Consider the following 16,570-nt stretch of genomic DNA (forward strand, 5'->3'; position numbering starts at 1 on the left):
AAAAGCCCGCTGCGCGCGGGCTTTTTCATTGCCTGCGCCGATGCCGGGAGAAGAAGGCCAGCATCAGCTTGCCGGCGTCAGGACCCCTGGCGTTGAATGGAAACGTCTCGTCGCCGCCGCTCCATGCATGCCCGAGACGTGCGATGTGCACCGACCGGAGCAGGACCTTCGAACCGGCTGCAAAGTCGTGGACCGTCATTGTGTTTTTGCGAGGAAATTGCTTTGACGTCCTTCCGAAGGCCTTCGTCACCGGCGGCTGCGGGGCAGGGGCGGCAGCGTGGTTGAGCAGCAGGAATTGCCTGGCCAACTGCAATTGATTGACCGGACGCACGATCTTGTCGTCGTCGCCGGTAATCAGAATCGCCGGCATGCCCGGAAAATCAGGACTCTTGAGCAGCAGTTTTTCTATCGGCGCCAAAGCCTGAGTGCTGCCATGCTGCATCACGCCGTAAGCGCCGACAGCCGTGCGGCTTGCGCTCAATACCGGGGCGGAATGCATGCCGACGGCAGCGATCAGTCGCGGGTGGGTCAGTGCCAGGATCTGCGCCATGGCCGCCCCGGCGGAGATGCCGCAGGCATAAATGCGGCTGCGATCAATCGCATGTTCTTCAACGATCTTGCCGATCATGTGTGCGATGACGGCAATGTCGCCGCCGCCGCGCTGAGTCGCCGCGTCATACCATTTCCAGCAGCGATTGGGATGCGTGCGCAGCGACTGTTCGGGATACAGCACCGCGTAGTCCCTGGCGGCGGCCAGCCGGTTCATGCGTGTGCCGGCAGCGAAATCGGCGGCGGTTTGTTCGCATCCGTGCAGCATGACGATCAATGGAATCGAATCGTCGAGCCCGGGCGCGCGGGACGGAAGAAACAAGCGATAGTGCATGCGGCGTGCAGGCAACCCGGTACTGACGCAGGACGAACTGATCCATTCGCCGGATGGGCCTTCTTTCTGCGCCCGCGGCTTTGGGGCCACAGGCTTGCGTGTCGCCTTTGGCTTGGTCAATATCGCCTTGAGTACCTTGCCGGCTTGCCTCTGCTGCGCCTTGCCGGCCTTTTTAAGGCTGCTCAGCCACATTCGGTTCAGTTTTTTGAGCATGTCGATCCGTCAAGAGTGAGTGTCCGGGTGAGTGCGACACAAGGAAGACGGCGTGAACGCAATAATGTTCAACCAAAATGCTGTGCTGCGTTAATCTGGAGACTGCGCGGATGAAGGAGATGTCACATGGATCTGGTCTTACGTAACGCCACGCTGCCTGATGGCCGGCAGCAAGCAGATATCGCCATTGAAGCAGGCCGCATTGCGGCAATCGGGACGGCCCTGAATCTCAAGGGAGCAGAGGAAATCGATGTCGCCGGCGACCTGGTGACGCCGCCGTTCGTCGATGCGCATTTCCACATGGACGCGACGCTGAGCTACGGCCTGCCGCGCGTGAACGCTTCAGGCACGCTGCTCGAAGGCATTGCGCTGTGGGGCGAGCTGAAACCGGAGCTGACGCAGCAGGCACTGGTCGAGCGCGCGCTGCAGTATTGCGACTGGGCGGTCGCACGCGGTCTGCTGGCGATCCGTTCTCATGTCGATATCTGCGACGATCGTTTGCTGGCGGTGGAGGCCTTGCTGCACGTGAAGAGATCGGTCGCGTCTTATCTCGATCTGCAACTGGTGGCGTTTCCGCAGGATGGCCTGCTGCGCAGTCCGACTGCCTTCTCCAATCTGAAGCGCGCAATCGCCATGGGTGTTGACGTGGTCGGCGGCATCCCGCATTTCGAACGGACCATGGCCGACGGCGCAGAGTCGGTCAGGCTGCTATGTGAGTTCGCAGCGGAAAAGGGATTGCGCGTCGACATACATTGCGATGAATCCGACGACCCGATGTCTCGGCATATCGAAACCTTGGCTTACCATGCGCAGCGGCTCGGTTTGCAGGGCAGGGTAGCCGGATCGCACCTGACCTCGATGCATTCGATGGACAACTACTATGTCAGCAAATTGTTGCCGTTGATTCGCGAAGCCGGTGTCGCGGCAATCGCCAATCCCCTGATCAACATCACGCTGCAAGGGCGCCATGACACCTATCCGAAGCGGCGCGGCATGACGCGCGTGCCGGAACTGCTGGCCGCCGGCATCGATGTCGCCTTCGGCCATGACTGCGTCATGGATCCGTGGTACAGCCTCGGCTCGGGCGACATGCTTGAAGTGGCGCACATGGGTTTGCACGTAGCGCAAATGACCGGGCAGGACGCCATGCGCGACTGTTTCCGCGCCGTGACGGAAACGCCGGCGCGTATTCTGGGATTGGAAAGCTATGGTTTGCAGGCCGGTTGCCATGCCGACCTGGTGGTGTTAGACGCGAGCGACCCCATCGAAGCGATTCGCCTGCGCGCGGCGCGCCGCTTCGTGATTCGTCGCGGCACCGTCATCAGCCAGGCGCCACCGGCGCATGCGCGGCTCAGCTTGCCGGGACGGCCGGGTAACGTTGATTTCAGGCTGGGAAGATAGATGACGCTTTGATCGACAGCGATCGCGATAGCGATAGCGAGGCTGCCAGGGTTTGCCGGGCGAACAAAATGAAAAACCAAATAAAAACGCCCGCAAAAGCGGGCGTTCGTATTCTGGCGGAGACGGAGGGATTCGCCTACGTTCCGCAGGCCGCTGAATCGCTTGCAAGCGATTCCCTTCGAATCCCTCGCGTAAGCCGCGCAGGCGCCTTACTCGTCTCCGCATAGGGGGTTTGCTGCGCAAACAAAATGGAAATACAAATAAAAACACCCGCCGAGGCGGGTGTTTGTATTCTGGCGGAGACGGAGGGATTCGAACCCTCGATACAGGTTTAAGCCCATATGCTTCCTTAGCAGGGAAGTGCCTTCGACCACTCGGCCACGTCTCCACGCTGTAGGCAGATGATGCGCTGCCTCAGCAAAGAAGCCCGCATAATATCTTTTCATGCGGATTTGGTCAATGAAACTCTGCTGTTTTGAATGGAATATTTTCCATTCGGCGAGCTTCAAAGCACCGTGCGGATTACTTGCCGTTTTCCAGGTCGAATGCCTTGTGCAATGCGCGCACGGCCAGTTCCATGTATTTTTCGTCGATCAGGACCGAGATCTTGATTTCGGACGTGGAAATCATCTGGATGTTGACGCCTTCTTCCGACAGCGTGCGGAACATCTGCGACGCGATGCCGACATGGCTGCGCATGCCGACGCCGACCACGGACACCTTCGATACCTTGGTGTCGCCGACGATGCTGGCGGCGCCGATGTGGGCCTTGACGCTGGCGTTCAGGACTTCAACGGCCTTGGCGTATTCGGCGCGCGGCACGGTGAAGGTGAAGTCGGTCTTGCCTTCGACGGACTGATTCTGGATGATCATGTCCACTTCGATGTTGGCGTCGGCAATCGGGCCGAGGATCTGATAGGCGATACCTGGGCGATCTGGTACGCCGAGCACGGTAATCTTGGCTTCATCGCGGCTGAATGCGATGCCGGTAATGGTTGCTTGTTCCATCTTGGTGTCTTCCTCAAACGAAATCAGTGTGCCGGATTTGGTTTCTTCTTCCAGCGACATTAGTGGGTCGGTCAGCGACGACAGTACGCGTGTCGGCATCTTGTAGTTGCCGGCGAATTCCACCGAACGGATCTGCAGGACCTTGGAGCCCAGCGAGGCCATTTCGAGCATTTCTTCAAACGTCACGGTGTTCAGGCGGCGCGCTTCGGTGACCACGCGCGGGTCGGTCGTGTAGACGCCGTCGACGTCGGTGTAGATCAGGCATTCCGCCGCCTTGATGGCAGCAGCCACGGCCACGGCGGAGGTATCGGAACCGCCGCGTCCCAGCGTGGTGATGTTGCCGTCGGCGTCAACGCCCTGGAAGCCGGTGATGATCACGATACGGCCGGCATTGAGGTCCTTGCGCACCTTGGCGTCGTCGATCGAACGGATGCGCGCCTTGGTGAAGGCCGAATCGGTCTTGATCGGCACTTGCCAGCCGGCGTAGGAGACGGCCTCTTTGCCGATCGCCTTCAGCGCCATGGCCAGCAAGGCGACGGAAACTTGTTCGCCGGTCGACGCCAGCATGTCCAGCTCGCGGGTGTCGGGTTGGGCCATGATTTCCTTGGCCAGACCCAGCAAACGGTTGGTTTCACCAGACATTGCGGAAGGAACGACAACGATCTGGTGGCCTGCGTCGTGCCACTTGGCAACGCGCTTGGCGACATTCTTGATGCGCTCGGTGGAGCCCATCGAAGTGCCGCCGTATTTGTGAACGTATAAAGCCATAGGAAGTAGGTCTGATTGCGTAACTGAGTGCTGCTCTTGGGTACTGCTATTTGTTGCCGGGTCGCGAAAAAACTGCGTAAAGGCCGGAGGAAACAAACCCTCGACTGTACAGGGCGCAGGCCAAAATCACAAGCAAAAGCAGGCAAAAAGCGGGTTTTTCATGCGTTTTTCAGTCCATTTCTGGCTGGTTTTGCATGATTCGATGCAGAGGGGAAATGTGCGGGAGGGGGCTGACACGCCATCCACCATGGTGCTGCCGAATGGCAGGCCGACCAAGGTAGACGGTGGTTGCGGGCGGAGCCGCAATAGTGCTTGCTGCTGGTAATGCGTGAAGCGTTCAGAGCAGTGGCTCAGTGCAACTTAAGCACCGGCGTAGGTGCTGCTGTCGCCGGCCGGCTTCGATTGGCTGACGACTTCGCTGCGGGTCAGCGGGCTGCGCGCTTGAATCACGATAGGGTAGTTGTTGCCGTTGGTGATCAGGCCTTGAGCTTGGGCTTGTTGCAGTTCGGAAACAACTTCGGCGCGGGTCTTGGTCGACACGAACTTGGTTTCTGGTGGAAATGGCGATTCAGCCATGGCGGCGCCGACAGCGGCAAACAGGACGATAGCGGCAGTGATTTGCTTGGTGTTCATGGTAATTCTCCCAAAAGGACGGTAAATGAAAGTACACGTCGATGCGCGGGCGGTTGGCTTGTGGCTGCTTGCTCGCCATCGATGAAGCACAGTTTAGCCATTGCCTCGTGCGAGAAAAATAGGTCTAATGGCAATGCACTATTTCGATTATAGAAACAATCAAGGGCTTGAAAAATGGATCGTCTGCACTCAATGAAGGTGTTTGCGAAGGTGGTGGAACAGGGCAGTTTCGTGCGCGCGGCGGAAATCATGTCGCTGTCGAACGCCGTGGTGACGCGCTACATCGTCGATCTGGAGAACCATCTCGGCACGCGCTTGCTCAATCGCTCCACGCGCCGCTTGTCGCTGACCGAGTCGGGCCAGGCTTTTCTGGAGCGGGTCCGGCATATCCTGCCGGAGATCGAAGAGGCCGAAGCCATCGTTGCGATGGCTACCAAAAAGCCGGGCGGGACCTTGTCGCTGTATTCACACGTGGGTTTCGGCCAGGGCCAGCTCGGCAAGCTGTTGGCCGACTATTCCGCGGCCTATCCCGACGTGGTGCTCGACGTGTCGATATCGGAACGCGCCATGGATCTGGTGGAAGAGGGAATGGACATCGGATTTTTCAGCAGCCTGCAAAAATTCGACGCCAGCATGGTGGTGCGCAAGGTCGGCGTGGCCGAAGTGGTTTTGTGCGCTTCTCCGTCCTATCTGGAAAAGCACGGTGCGCCGCAGACGCCGGACGAACTGAGTCGGCATGCCTGCCTCAATTTTTCGCACGAACATTTACGCCATTACTGGCATGTGAGGACCGAAGAAGGTGTGCGCGACATCCCTATCACCAGCCAGGTGGTCTCCAACAGCGCATTGCTGTTGCGCGATTTCGCGCTGGCCGGCATGGGCATCACGATGCGGCCATCGTTCAGCCTGGGCGACGATCTGCGCTGCGGCAAGCTGCGACGCGTGCTGGCCGATTTCGATATGGGGCAAGTTTCCGTGATGATGGCGTATCCGAGCCGGCGTTTGCTGTCGGCCAAGGTCCGCAGTTTTGTGGATTTCATCTCCGAGCGTTTCCCGCATCCGGAAACCGATCCGTGGGTGTGACGGCAAGAAGACCGGTCAGGCGGCGTCCGACAGGCTGTTGAGTCGCTTCCTGAGATCACATTCCTGCCAGGTACGGCGTTGCGCGGTGCTGCCGGCTTCCCGTTCCAGTTCCTGCTGGCTGGTTTCGGACAGTGCTTGCAGCAATCGTTCTGCCTGGCGCGTGTCGGGTTCCATGGGACCGAAAAAGGCGACGGTGGAGCCGCGTTGCATCAGTAGCGTAGGGAAATTGTCGACGTCGAGGTCGCCCACCAGGTCGGCCTGGTCTTCGATGTCGATCCAGACGAAATGATGTTCCGGGCGGCGCTCGGCCCAGCTCGCGAAGTTGGTCGCATAGTCGCGGCAACTGCCGCACCAGGCGGCGCACAGGCAGGCCACGACCCATTTGTCGCCGGCGAGGGCGGCAGCAAGTTCGTCGCGGTTGCTGGCGGAGAAGATCTGATAGGACATAAGGCGGCCTATTCTACTCCGGAAGCGCAAAACCGGCGCAAACAGGCTGCGACTCCGTTATCCCCGAATAGTCGTTCCCCGACAGGAGCGAGGAGGGCGCGGCGCGGTAAAATAGCGGGATGTCTATCATTCTTGCCATCGAAACTTCCACCGAACTTGCCTCCGCTGCCCTGTTGCACGGCGACGAACTGATCTTCCGCGAATCGATGGGCGTGCAGACCCATTCCGAAACCATTTTGCCGATGGTCCAGCAATTGCTGGCGCAGGCCGGTATTGCGCTGTCGCGTTGCGACGCGATCGCCTTCGGTGTCGGACCGGGCTCGTTCACCGGCGTGCGTACGGCATGCGGTGTAGTCCAGGGGCTGGCGTTCGGCAGTGATTTGCCGGTAGCGCCGGTGGTGACGCTGGAGGCAATGGCGCAAGCCTGCCTCGAAACCACGCAAGGCGTCGCCAACGATGTGCTGGCGGTGCTGGACGCGCGCATGGGCGAGGTCTACTGGGCGCAGTATCGTCATGGCGCCGACGGTTGGGACGTCGTGCTCGCGCCAAGCCTGTCCTCGGCCGCCGCCGTTGCGCCGCAAGGGCATGTGCAGGCCTGCGGCAATGGTCTGGCGGCATATGCGCAGGATTTCGCGCCGCAGCCGTTCGCCGCCGCTGCGCTGGCGCAACTGATGCCGCATGCCGCGCAGGTAGCTACGCTGGGCCGGCGCATGGCCGCACAAGGAAAGACGGTCTCGCTGCTGGAAGCGCAACCGCTGTACCTGCGCAACAAGGTCGCGCTGACCACGGCCGAACGCCAGGTGCGCGATCTCGCCAAAGGTGCGGCGTGAACCACGACGCTTTGCTGCATACGCTGGAGAGCAAGTTTGGCGCGCTGGCGTTTGCCGCCATGAAGGTCGACGACGTGGACGAGGTGGTGTCGATCGAGAATAGCGTTTATCCGCATCCGTGGACGCGCGGCAATTTCCTCGATTCGCTGTACAGCGGTTACCAGACGCTGACCATGCGCGACCGCTCGGGGCGCCTGCTCGGTTATTTCCTGGTGATGGAAGCGGTGGATGAAGCCCACCTGCTCAACATCAGCGTTGCCGCAGACGCGCAGGGGGAAGGCTTCGGTCACTTGCTGCTGGACTACGCCGTCGACCTGGCGCGCAAGCACCGGATGACGCTCATGCTGCTGGAGGTGCGCGTGTCGAACCTGCGTGCGCTGCATGTATATCGGCGTTACGGTTTCGTCGAAATCGGACGCCGCAAGAATTACTATCCCGTCAATCAACATACGCGCGAAGACGCGATCGTGATGAGCCTACCGCTATGAGTCAGAGTACATTTGCCGCTTCGGCCCGAGTCCTGGAAGAAATCGGCGTCGGTCCGGTCTGGGTCCGGCGCCACCTTGCCGTCGAGGCCGCCGAGCCGGAAGCCGAAGTCGCCGCGGCTGCATCGGCGCCCGCACAGGCCCCGGCACCTGCATTGGCTCAGCCGAAACCTGCGCAACCGGATGCACATCCGGCGCCGGCTTCCCGTCCCGTGCCGGCGCAAGACGACGGCTTGCCGCCCTGGCTGAGCGAAATGAATGAAGCCGACATGGCGCCCCCCGGTTTCATGCCCTATGACGAGGAGGACGACGAACCCGCCGTCAGAATCAATCCGGCCATCGCCACGATGGATTGGAGCAAGCTCAAGGAAACCGTTGCGGAGTGCCGCCAGTGCGGCTTGTGCAACGGACGCAAGAAGACCGTCTTCGGCGTCGGCGATGAAAAGGCCAGGTGGCTGTTCATCGGCGAAGGCCCGGGGCGCAACGAGGATGCACAGGGTGAACCATTCGTCGGTCCGGCCGGCAAACTGCTCGACAACATGCTGGTCGCCATGGGCCTCAAGCGCGGCGAGAATGCTTATATCGCCAACATCGTCAAATGCCGTCCCACCGACGAAGGCGGCAAGGATCGTCCGCCATCGCCGCAAGAAGTGGCGTCCTGCCTGCCGTACCTGCAGCGCCAGATCGCACTGATCCAGCCGACCGTGTTGGTGGCGCTCGGTAAGACGGCCGCACTGTCGCTGCTCGGCCTGGATCCCGCCACCCCCGTTTCCAAATTGCGCGGCACCGTACATCGCTATCAGGACCTGCCGCTGGTCGTGACTTACCACCCGGCTTATCTGTTGCGGCAGCTTGGCGACAAGAGCAAGGCCTGGGCCGATCTCTGCCTTGCGATGACCACTTATGCCGACACTTCAGACTGATCAGACTGATACGCAGACCGCGCCGGTCTTGTCCTTTCAGCAGCAATTCCACCGGCGCTGGTCGTCGCTGCGCGACCCGCACGTGCGGGCGCTGGCATGGCTGCTGGATGCGCCGGACCTGCTCGACGCGCAGGCGCCGCGCTGGAACGGGCGCATTGCCTCGCTGGGAGTGCTCAGCGAAATGGACATCACCTGGCTGCAGGCGCTCGACAAGAATCCGCGCGAGCTGTACCTGCTGATCAATGCGCAACCATCTGCGCGCCTCGGGCGCTATGCCGAAAAGCTGATGACGTTTTACCTGCAGCAGACCGGCCGGCTGATTGCGCATAATGTCCAGGTGCGCAACGGCCCCAACGACACCATCGGCGAATTCGATTTCCTGGTGCGCGACCCGGTGCAAGCGGGCGCCGTGCATTGGGAATTCGCGACCAAGTTTTATCTGCTTGAATCGCATCGCGACCACATGCAGGCCGACGCCTTCGTCGGTCCGAACCTGGCTGACTCGCTCGGCGCCAAGATGGACAAGATCATGCAGCAGCAACTGATGCTGTCGGCGCATCCGGCGGCCGCGCAATACCTGCCGCAACCTGTCACGCGTGCGCAGGCGCTGGTCAAGGGATGGCTGTTCTACGGCGAGACGATGGAGGACGTTGCACTGCCGGCGGCACTGGGTATTTCAGGACAGCACTGCCGTGGATTCTGGTGCGAACTGTCGGCGCTGGAAGTCAGCGACAGCGAACGCTATCTGGTGTTGCCGCGTCTCGAATGGCTGGCGCCGGCGCGAGCCGCAACGGATAAAACCTTGTCCGGAGCCCAGTTGCTCGAAGCGGTCCGCTTGCTGTTCAACGAGACGCTGGCGCCGGTCATGATCGCCGTGTGCGACGTTGACGGTGATGGTGAAGTGGCGCTGGAGCGTCGGCGCGGCTTTCTGGTGCCGGACGATTGGCGCGGCAAGGCTGCGCAACGCGTGCAGCATGCGGTGGTACGGATTTAGGGAAGCGGACGGGGCTGCACTAGATGCACACTAGATGCACAATAAAAAAGCGTACGGATTTGCCGTACGCTTTTTTTATTCGTCGTGCTTGTGTTCGCCGATCAGCGCCAGCGAATCATGATCGCGCTGGTTGGTCGCGTGACGGCGCATGATCAAGTACATGATGCTGGCGACGAAGACGCCGAAGATCAGGATGACAATGTTGACGTCAAGATTGAGGCGCACCATGACGGCGTACAGCACCAGCATGGTCAGCACCGAGAGATTTTCATTGAAGTTCTGCACCGCGATCGAATGGCCGGCGCTCATCAGCACGTGGCCGCGGTGCTGCAGCAATGCATTCATCGGCACCACGAAGTAGCCGGACAAGGCGCCGATGACGATCAGCAGCGGGTAAGCGACCCAGATCGACGTCACCATGGTCATGGCCATCACGACCAGGCCCATGATGATACCCAGCGGCATCACCGACAGCGATTTCTTGAGCGGTACGAAACGGGCGGCCCCGACCGCTCCCAGTGCGACGCCAAGCGCAACCACGCCTTGCAGGATGGCGGCTTTGTCGAGTGGCATGTGCAAAGATTTTTCCGCCCATTTCAGGACGATGAACTGCAGCGTGGCGCCGGCACCCCAGAACAGCGTCGTGACCGCCAGTGAAATCTGGCCGAGCTTGTCTTTCCACAGGGTGATGAAGCAGTTTCCGAAGTCGGCGATCAGTTTGACGGGATTGTGCTGCTGGTGGGCGTAACGGGCGCCGGTGTCGGGGATGTTAAGGTTGAAGATTGCCGCCACGATGTAAATGACGGTGATGATGCAGAGTGCGGCTTCGGTAGGGGTGTTGATGTTGAAGTCGAGCACCGGGAAATCGAAGGCCAGCAAGGTGGAGGCAATGTGCGGATTGACCAGCGCACCGCCTAAGACCGTGCCGAAGATGATGGAGCCGACCGTCAGTCCTTCGATCCAGCCGTTGGCCGCCACGAGCTTCTCGGGCGGCAACAGTTCGGTCAGGATGCCGTATTTTGCCGGCGAGTACGCCGCAGCGCCGAAGCCGACCACGGCATAGGCGATCAGCGGATGAACGGTAAAGAACATGAGGGCGCAACCGACCACCTTGATCAGGTTGGTGATGAACATCACCTTGCCCTTGGGGAACGCATCCGCAAAGGCGCCGACGAACGCCGCCAGCAGCACGTACGAGAGCACGAAGAACAATTTCAGCAGCGGCGTCATCCATGCCGGAGAGTGCATCTCCGAGAGGAGTGCAATAGCTGCGATCAGCAGTGCATTATCGGCAAGCGACGAAAAAAACTGCGCCGCCATGATGGTGTAAAAGCCGCGATTCATCCGTATCCAAGATGTGACAAATTATCTCCGGCTTGCTTTATACCATGAAAAGATGACATGCCAGTGATAAGTATGATGAGGGAAAATGCATGGCCGGCGCGTTTTGAGCAAGCTCTTTCCCGCTTCTTCGAAACAAGTTGGTCCGGTAAAATGGCAGCTTGTTCCCGAAGCGGGGGATTTGGCCTGATTCCCGGCATTTCTCCCATTTTCATCTGCTTTGCAGGCTTTCGGTCCGGCTTTCGGACCGGTATTCAGTTTGCCAGTATTTCATGAGCGCTTATGCCCAGACCAATCGTTGCCACTATTGATATTTCCGCGCTACAACATAATCTCGCCGTCGCCAAATCGCACGCGCCGCATGCCAAGGCCTGGGCCGTGGTCAAGGCGCAGGCATACGGGCACGGCCTGGGACGCGCCATACGTGCCTTCGCCGAAGCCGACGGCCTGGCGCTGGTCGAGGTCAATTATGCGGTGCAGTTGCGCGAGCTCGGCTGGACCAAGCCCATCTTGCTGCTGGAGGGCTTCTTCGACGCCGACGATATCCCGGTGCTGGCGCAGCACGGCTTGCAGTTCGCGGTGCATTGCGACGAGCAGATCGCCTTGCTGGAAGCGGCGGGACTCGACGCGCAGACAGCCCGATTCGATGTCCATCTCAAGATGAACAGCGGCATGAACCGCCTCGGCTTCAAGCCGGAAGTCTATCGCGCCGCCTACGAACGCCTGCAGAAGCTGGATTGCGTGCGCAGCATCACCATGATCACGCATTTCGCCAACGCCGACGATCCGGCCAATCCCGACCTGCCGCTGGCCGAGCAGGTCAGGCGCTTCAATGCCGCCACCGCAGGGCTGGCAGGAGCCCACAGCGCGGCCAATTCGGCGGCTGATTTGATGCATGCCGACCTGGCTTACGAATGGGTGCGCGCGGGCGTGATGCTCTACGGCGGCACACCGGGCGGCGGCACTGCGAAGGAATTCGGTTTGCGCCCGGCGATGACGCTGGAGAGCCGGATTATCGGCGTGCAGGAAATCGGTCCCGGCGATGCGGTTGGCTACGGCAGCCGTTTTGTCGCCGACAAGGACATGAAGATCGGCATCGTCGCCTGCGGTTACGCGGATGGCTATCCCCGCCATGCGCCCAACAACACGCCGGTGATTGTCGACGGCGTGCGCACCGGCACCATCGGGCGCGTATCGATGGACATGCTGACGGTCGACCTGAGCGATATTCCAGACGCCGGAGTGGGCAGCCGCGTGGTGCTGTGGGGCGAAGAACTTCCGATCGACGAGGTCGCATTTGCAGCAGGCACGATCGGCTATGAATTGATGTGCGCACTGGCGCCGCGCGTCACCGTGCAAGAGAAGATCTGATATGGCAAAGGCCAAAACGAATTACACGTGTACCGAATGCGGTGGCGTCAGCAACAAGTGGGCAGGGCAATGTCCTGCCTGCGGCCAGTGGAATACGCTGGTGGAGACCCTGATCGAAACGGCCGGCGTCAATCGCTATTCCAATCAGCCCCAGGGGCTGGCGCAGACCGCGCCGGTATTGTCGCTGGTCGATATCGAAGCGATCGACGTGCCGCGTTTCGGCACCGGTATCGAAGAGTTTGACCGGGTGCTTGGCGGTGGGCTGGTACCGGGCGGCGTCGTGCTGATCGGCGGCGACCCGGGCATCGGCAAGTCAACCCTGCTGCTGCAGGCGCTGGGCAACATTTCCAAGCTCAAGCAGGTGCTGTACGTCAGCGGCGAAGAGTCGGGTTCGCAGATCGCCTTGCGCGCGAAACGCCTGGCGGTGGACGCCAAAGACCTCAAGCTGCAGGCCGAAATCCAGCTGGAGAAAATCCTCTCGACGCTGGCGGAACACAAGCCCGATGTTGCCGTGATCGATTCGATCCAGACCCTCTATTCGGATGCGCTGTCCTCGGCCCCTGGCTCGGTGGCGCAGGTACGCGAATGCGCGGCGCAACTGACGCGTTTCGCCAAAACTTCCGATACGACCATCATCATGGTCGGCCACGTCACCAAGGAAGGCGCGCTGGCCGGTCCGCGCGTGCTGGAGCACATCGTCGACACCGTCCTGTATTTCGAAGGCGATACCCATTCCAGTTTCCGTCTGGTGCGCGCGTTCAAGAACCGCTTCGGCGCAGTCAATGAACTGGGCGTCTTCGCCATGACCGAGAAGGGCCTGAAGGGCGTGTCGAATCCTTCCGCGCTGTTCCTGTCGCAGCATGACAGCCAGGTGCCGGGTTCCTGCGTGATGGTCACGCAGGAAGGAACGCGTCCCTTGCTGGTGGAAATCCAGGCGTTGGTCGACAGCTCCCACGTGCCCAACGCACGCCGCTTGTCTGTCGGCCTTGAGCAAAACCGTCTGGCGATGTTGCTGGCGGTATTGCATCGCCATGCGGGCATCGCCGCTTTCGATCAGGACGTTTTCATCAATGCCGTCGGCGGCGTCAAGATCACCGAACCGGCCGCCGATCTTGCAGTGCTGCTGGCGATCAATTCCTCGATGCGCAACAAGCCGTTGCCGCGCGGGCTGGTGGTGTTCGGCGAAGTCGGCCTGGCCGGCGAGATCCGTCCCGCGCCGCGCGGTCAGGAGCGTTTGCGTGAAGCGGCCAAGCTGGGATTCTCCATTGCGATGATCCCGAAGGCCAATGCACCCAAGCAGGAGATCGAAGGATTGAAAGTGGTTGCCGTCGAGCGCATCGACGAGGCATTGCAGAAGATTCGCGACATTGACGAATGATCGAATGACCGAATGATCGGGGGCCGGGCGCCTGAATCCGATTCAGCCCGGCAGGTCGTAAGTGACGATGACCTGATTCATTTCGCCGCGCGCCGGCGGTCCGAGCTGGCCGCCACCCTTGACGCGATAGTGCAGCGTGAAAGGCCGCGCGGCGTCCTTGCCGTTGAAAGCGGCAGTGCTGCCGCTGGCGTTGTTGGTCACGTTCCAGCAGCGCTCGCGGTTATTCCAGCACAAGATCGCTTCAAATCCGACAGGCTTTTCCGACAAGCCGTACTTCCATGACACATTGCTGATCGATGCGCCCGGAGGAACCGGCGCGCCGATGGCGAAGGTGGTCTCGTAATCCGCGTTTTTCGCCACGATGGTGGCGCCCATTGCATCAGCCGCGTAAGACCCGCTCGGTCCGCGAGAAGCTGGAGGTGGAGGCGGCATGTTTTGCGGTGGCGGTGCAATGACGGCTGCATGCGGCGAAGCGATGGCGGGAGAGCCGGCAGCCGGAATGCTCAGCGTGCGATCGACGCGGGTTTGTGCGGAGACTGCGCCGGCAAGAGCAAGCGTCATCGCCGGAAAAATACGCAGCAGCGCCACGATTAAACCGCCTGTTTGCGCGGGTTGCCGCTGCGAGCCGGGACCGTCGGGAACATCATCTGCACCACGAGGCCGCCGCCATCGCGATTGCGCAAGGCCAGCTTGCCGTTGTGACGAATGACGATGCGATTGACGATCGCCAGCCCGAGTCCTGAACCGTTGGCCTGGCCGCGCGCTGTATCGAGCCGCGTAAACGGGCGCAGCAGATGTTCCAGTTCGCTGTCCGGCGCGCCCGGACCATGGTCGGAAATTTCCACCTTGACGTGGCGGTCTTCGACCTTGCACAGGATGTCGATGTTGGCGACGTCGGTGCCGGCAGTCTTGCCGTAGCGACGTGCGTTTTCGATGAGATTGCTGATGATGCGTTCGAGCTCGACCGTGTTGCCCATGATGTCGATGCCGGGCGAGATCGCCGTGCTGACCATGACGTCGCTCAGGCGCTTGGTGTTGTTGGCGGCGTCTTCCAGCAGGCCGGACAAATCCACCGGCGTAAAGCTGCTGCTATCGAACGGTTTGGCGTAGTCGAGGAACTGGCCGATGATGGCGTCCATCTGCGCCAGGTCGGAATGCATGCCGTCGCGCGCTTCGTCGGACAGCCTGGCCATCTCGACTTCCAGCTGCATGCGCGCCAGCGGGGTGCGCAGATCGTGCGAAATGCCTGCCAGGATGACGGCGCGGTCGGATTCGATGCGGTCCAGGTCGGCCACCATCTGGTTGAAGCTGAGGTTGGCTTCGCGGATTTCGGTCGGACCCGATTCGGGCAGCGGATCGGGCTGCTTGCCCTTGGCGATGGCGCGTGCGGCAGCGGTCAATCGCGCCAGTGGCTGGTTGATCAGTGTGGAGATGAACACCGCGCCGATCAGCGACAGCACCAGCGCAATCGAGCCCCAGCCCAGCCATTGCAGGCTCGAGGTGCGATCCAGCCGGCCGCGGTCCAGCATCAGCCAGTATGCGTCTTCATCGATCTTGAAACTGATCCAGAAACCGTCAACGTCATTGACGCCCGACGCGAACTGGGTATCGTCGCCCATTGCCTGTTTGACGTAAAACTCCAGTTCCGGCAACACCGGCGAATCGTCGGGCGGTGTGATCTTGTCGGTTTTTTCGAGCGGATAGATGCGGATGCCTTCGTTGCTGGCCAGGTCGAACAGCAATTCGCGGCGCATTTCCGGCGCAGAATGGGTGAGGGCGGCGCGCGTGATGGTGACGACGGACACGATCTGCGCGGCGAGCTGCTCGGCGCGCGGACCGCGTTCGACCATGCGGAAGCTGGCCACCCACGCCACCATGCTGGCGGTGATCAGGAAGGTCAGCAAAAAGAAGGTGCGCCAGAACAGACCGTTGCTGAACCATCGTTGGCGCGCTTGATAGCTCATGTTGTGAATGCCGGTGGCCGGATTGGGTAGGCGCATCAGCGCGGCTTGCCCTCGGGGATGAAGACGTAACCAAGGCCCCATACGGTCTGGATGTAAAGCGGGTTGGCCGGATCGGGTTCGATCAGTTTGCGCAGGCGCGAGATCTGCACGTCGAGGCTGCGATCGAAGACTTCATATTCCCGGCCGCGGGCCATTTCCATGAGTTTTTCACGCGACAGCGGCTGGCGCGCATTGCGGGCAAATACTTTCAGCACCGAGAATTCACCGGTGGTCAGCGGCACAGTCTCGCCTTTTTTCTTCAGGGTGCGCGTGCCGAGATCGAGGACGAATTCACCGAATTCGAACGACTCGGGCGACTCCGAAGGCGCGCCCGGCAATTCGTCCGGACCCTTGCGGCGCAGGACCGCGTTGATGCGCGCCACCAGTTCGCGGGGATTGAATGGCTTGGGCAGGTAATCGTCGGCGCCCATTTCGAGACCGATGATGCGATCCACGTCTTCGCCCTTGGCGGTCAGCATGATAATCGGCGTCTGGTCGCCGGCGCCGCGTAGGCGGCGGCAGATGGCGAGGCCGTCTTCACCGGGCAGCATCAGGTCCAGCACGAGCAGGTCGTAGCGCTCGCGGATCCACAGCTTGTTCATGGCCTGGGCGTTTTCCGCCGTGACGACGTTGAAGCCTTGCTCGGTCAGGTAACGGCGCAGCAGGTCGCGCAAACGGATGTCGTCATCCACCACCAGGATTTTCGATTGGTGGGCGGGAGTGGCTGTTGTGCTTGTGTTGGTCGTATTCATGGCGTTATGGTAGCGTCTTCGCGGCGATCGGCAATATGTAACAGCCCAAAGATTACA

The 16,570-nt window shown here is 60.9% G+C and carries 16 protein-coding genes and 1 tRNA gene; 8 read left to right on the top strand and 9 right to left on the bottom strand.

Annotated features, from left to right (window positions below; genetic code table 11):
- Window positions 1–25: 25 nt before the first annotated feature.
- Window positions 26–1,096: an extracellular catalytic domain type 1 short-chain-length polyhydroxyalkanoate depolymerase gene (locus F506_RS11465; protein ID WP_083457784.1), complete on the bottom strand. Its 1,071-nt coding sequence runs from the start codon at window positions 1,094–1,096 to the stop codon at window positions 26–28.
- Window positions 1,097–1,222: 126 nt separating this feature from the next.
- Here F506_RS11465 and F506_RS11470 point away from each other — a divergent pair, with 126 nt between their 5' ends.
- A complete protein-coding gene (locus tag F506_RS11470; RefSeq protein WP_053197565.1) occupies window positions 1,223–2,497 on the top strand; it encodes an amidohydrolase family protein in 1,275 nt (424 codons plus the stop codon).
- Window positions 2,498–2,791: 294 nt separating this feature from the next.
- Here F506_RS11470 and F506_RS11475 read toward each other — a convergent pair.
- From F506_RS11475 to F506_RS11485, 3 genes are all read right to left on the bottom strand, one after another.
- Window positions 2,792–2,885: transfer RNA gene (locus F506_RS11475), tRNA-Ser, on the bottom strand.
- Between the two features lie 134 nt (window positions 2,886–3,019).
- The gene (locus F506_RS11480) at window positions 3,020–4,273 is read right to left on the bottom strand and encodes an aspartate kinase (protein ID WP_053197567.1); all 1,254 of its coding nucleotides are present in this window, start codon (window positions 4,271–4,273) and stop codon (window positions 3,020–3,022) included.
- 360 nt (window positions 4,274–4,633) lie between these two features.
- Entirely contained in the window at window positions 4,634–4,906 is a 273-nt protein-coding gene (locus tag F506_RS11485) for a DUF4148 domain-containing protein (protein ID WP_053197569.1), read from the bottom strand.
- 174 nt (window positions 4,907–5,080) lie between these two features.
- Between F506_RS11485 and F506_RS11490 the strand changes: the two genes are divergently transcribed.
- On the top strand, window positions 5,081–5,989 hold the full coding sequence (locus tag F506_RS11490; RefSeq protein ID WP_053197571.1) for a LysR family transcriptional regulator: 909 nt from the start codon (window positions 5,081–5,083) through the stop codon (window positions 5,987–5,989).
- Between the two features lie 15 nt (window positions 5,990–6,004).
- On the opposite strand, the gene F506_RS11495 is transcribed toward F506_RS11490, so the two are convergent.
- Entirely contained in the window at window positions 6,005–6,436 is a 432-nt protein-coding gene (locus tag F506_RS11495) for a thioredoxin family protein (protein ID WP_053197573.1), read from the bottom strand.
- Between the two features lie 119 nt (window positions 6,437–6,555).
- On the opposite strand from F506_RS11495, the gene tsaB reads away from it, so the two are divergent.
- From tsaB to F506_RS11515, 4 genes are read left to right on the top strand one after another with little or no spacing between them, the layout of a single operon-like run.
- Window positions 6,556–7,266: a tRNA (adenosine(37)-N6)-threonylcarbamoyltransferase complex dimerization subunit type 1 TsaB gene (tsaB, locus tag F506_RS11500; protein WP_053197575.1), complete on the top strand. Its 711-nt coding sequence runs from the start codon at window positions 6,556–6,558 to the stop codon at window positions 7,264–7,266.
- The gene (rimI, locus tag F506_RS11505; protein WP_053197577.1) at window positions 7,263–7,754 is read left to right on the top strand and encodes a ribosomal protein S18-alanine N-acetyltransferase; all 492 of its coding nucleotides are present in this window, start codon (window positions 7,263–7,265) and stop codon (window positions 7,752–7,754) included. Before tsaB ends, rimI begins: the two co-directional genes overlap by 4 nt.
- The gene (locus F506_RS11510; RefSeq protein ID WP_053197579.1) at window positions 7,751–8,674 is read left to right on the top strand and encodes a uracil-DNA glycosylase; all 924 of its coding nucleotides are present in this window, start codon (window positions 7,751–7,753) and stop codon (window positions 8,672–8,674) included. Before rimI ends, F506_RS11510 begins: the two co-directional genes overlap by 4 nt.
- The gene (locus tag F506_RS11515; RefSeq protein ID WP_053197581.1) at window positions 8,655–9,668 is read left to right on the top strand and encodes a DUF1853 family protein; all 1,014 of its coding nucleotides are present in this window, start codon (window positions 8,655–8,657) and stop codon (window positions 9,666–9,668) included. Before F506_RS11510 ends, F506_RS11515 begins: the two co-directional genes overlap by 20 nt.
- Window positions 9,669–9,743: 75 nt before the next feature.
- On the opposite strand, the gene lplT is transcribed toward F506_RS11515, so the two are convergent.
- On the bottom strand, window positions 9,744–11,012 hold the full coding sequence (gene lplT, locus F506_RS11520) for a lysophospholipid transporter LplT (protein WP_053197583.1): 1,269 nt from the start codon (window positions 11,010–11,012) through the stop codon (window positions 9,744–9,746).
- Window positions 11,013–11,291: 279 nt separating this feature from the next.
- Between lplT and alr the strand changes: the two genes are divergently transcribed.
- Complete coding sequence (gene alr / locus F506_RS11525) at window positions 11,292–12,380, top strand: alanine racemase (protein WP_053197585.1); 1,089 nt, start codon at window positions 11,292–11,294, stop codon at window positions 12,378–12,380.
- Window position 12,381: 1 nt separating this feature from the next.
- The gene (radA, locus tag F506_RS11530; RefSeq protein ID WP_053197587.1) at window positions 12,382–13,758 is read left to right on the top strand and encodes a DNA repair protein RadA; all 1,377 of its coding nucleotides are present in this window, start codon (window positions 12,382–12,384) and stop codon (window positions 13,756–13,758) included.
- Window positions 13,759–13,800: 42 nt separating this feature from the next.
- Here radA and F506_RS11535 read toward each other — a convergent pair whose 3' ends face one another.
- From F506_RS11535 to ompR, 3 genes are read right to left on the bottom strand one after another with little or no spacing between them, the layout of a single operon-like run.
- Entirely contained in the window at window positions 13,801–14,346 is a 546-nt protein-coding gene (locus F506_RS11535) for a flagellar protein FlhE (protein ID WP_144424041.1), read from the bottom strand.
- Between the two features lie 2 nt (window positions 14,347–14,348).
- Window positions 14,349–15,758 carry a sensor histidine kinase gene (locus F506_RS11540; protein WP_235471134.1) on the bottom strand — a complete coding sequence of 470 codons (1,410 nt, stop codon included), beginning with the start codon at window positions 15,756–15,758 and terminating at the stop codon, window positions 14,349–14,351.
- Complete coding sequence (gene ompR, locus F506_RS11545; RefSeq protein ID WP_029363066.1) at window positions 15,758–16,513, bottom strand: osmolarity response regulator transcription factor OmpR; 756 nt, start codon at window positions 16,511–16,513, stop codon at window positions 15,758–15,760. Before ompR ends, F506_RS11540 begins: the two co-directional genes overlap by 1 nt.
- Window positions 16,514–16,570 lie beyond the last annotated feature (57 nt).

Origin of the sequence: Herbaspirillum hiltneri N3 (assembly GCF_001267925.1) — a bacterium.
In the GTDB taxonomy this organism is placed as follows: Bacteria; Pseudomonadota; Gammaproteobacteria; order Burkholderiales; family Burkholderiaceae_D; genus Herbaspirillum; species Herbaspirillum hiltneri.

Bases quoted from the DNA above. Each gene is read 5' to 3' on its own strand.
- F506_RS11495 (WP_053197573.1), bottom strand. From the start codon at position 6,436: ATGTCCTATCAGATCTTCTCCGCCAGCAACCGCGACGAACTTGCTGCC.
- F506_RS11510 (WP_053197579.1), top strand. From the start codon at position 7,751: ATGAGTCAGAGTACATTTGCCGCTTCGGCCCGAGTCCTGGAAGAAATC.
- alr (WP_053197585.1), top strand. From the start codon at position 11,292: ATGCCCAGACCAATCGTTGCCACTATTGATATTTCCGCGCTACAACAT.
- lplT (WP_053197583.1), bottom strand. From the start codon at position 11,012: ATGAATCGCGGCTTTTACACCATCATGGCGGCGCAGTTTTTTTCGTCG.
- ompR (WP_029363066.1), bottom strand. From the start codon at position 16,513: ATGAATACGACCAACACAAGCACAACAGCCACTCCCGCCCACCAATCG.
- tsaB (WP_053197575.1), top strand. From the start codon at position 6,556: ATGTCTATCATTCTTGCCATCGAAACTTCCACCGAACTTGCCTCCGCT.
- F506_RS11470 (WP_053197565.1), top strand. From the start codon at position 1,223: ATGGATCTGGTCTTACGTAACGCCACGCTGCCTGATGGCCGGCAGCAA.
- F506_RS11490 (WP_053197571.1), top strand. From the start codon at position 5,081: ATGGATCGTCTGCACTCAATGAAGGTGTTTGCGAAGGTGGTGGAACAG.
- radA (WP_053197587.1), top strand. From the start codon at position 12,382: ATGGCAAAGGCCAAAACGAATTACACGTGTACCGAATGCGGTGGCGTC.
- F506_RS11515 (WP_053197581.1), top strand. From the start codon at position 8,655: ATGCCGACACTTCAGACTGATCAGACTGATACGCAGACCGCGCCGGTC.
- F506_RS11480 (WP_053197567.1), bottom strand. From the start codon at position 4,273: ATGGCTTTATACGTTCACAAATACGGCGGCACTTCGATGGGCTCCACC.
- F506_RS11485 (WP_053197569.1), bottom strand. From the start codon at position 4,906: ATGAACACCAAGCAAATCACTGCCGCTATCGTCCTGTTTGCCGCTGTC.
- F506_RS11540 (WP_235471134.1), bottom strand. From the start codon at position 15,758: ATGCGCCTACCCAATCCGGCCACCGGCATTCACAACATGAGCTATCAA.
- F506_RS11465 (WP_083457784.1), bottom strand. From the start codon at position 1,096: ATGCTCAAAAAACTGAACCGAATGTGGCTGAGCAGCCTTAAAAAGGCC.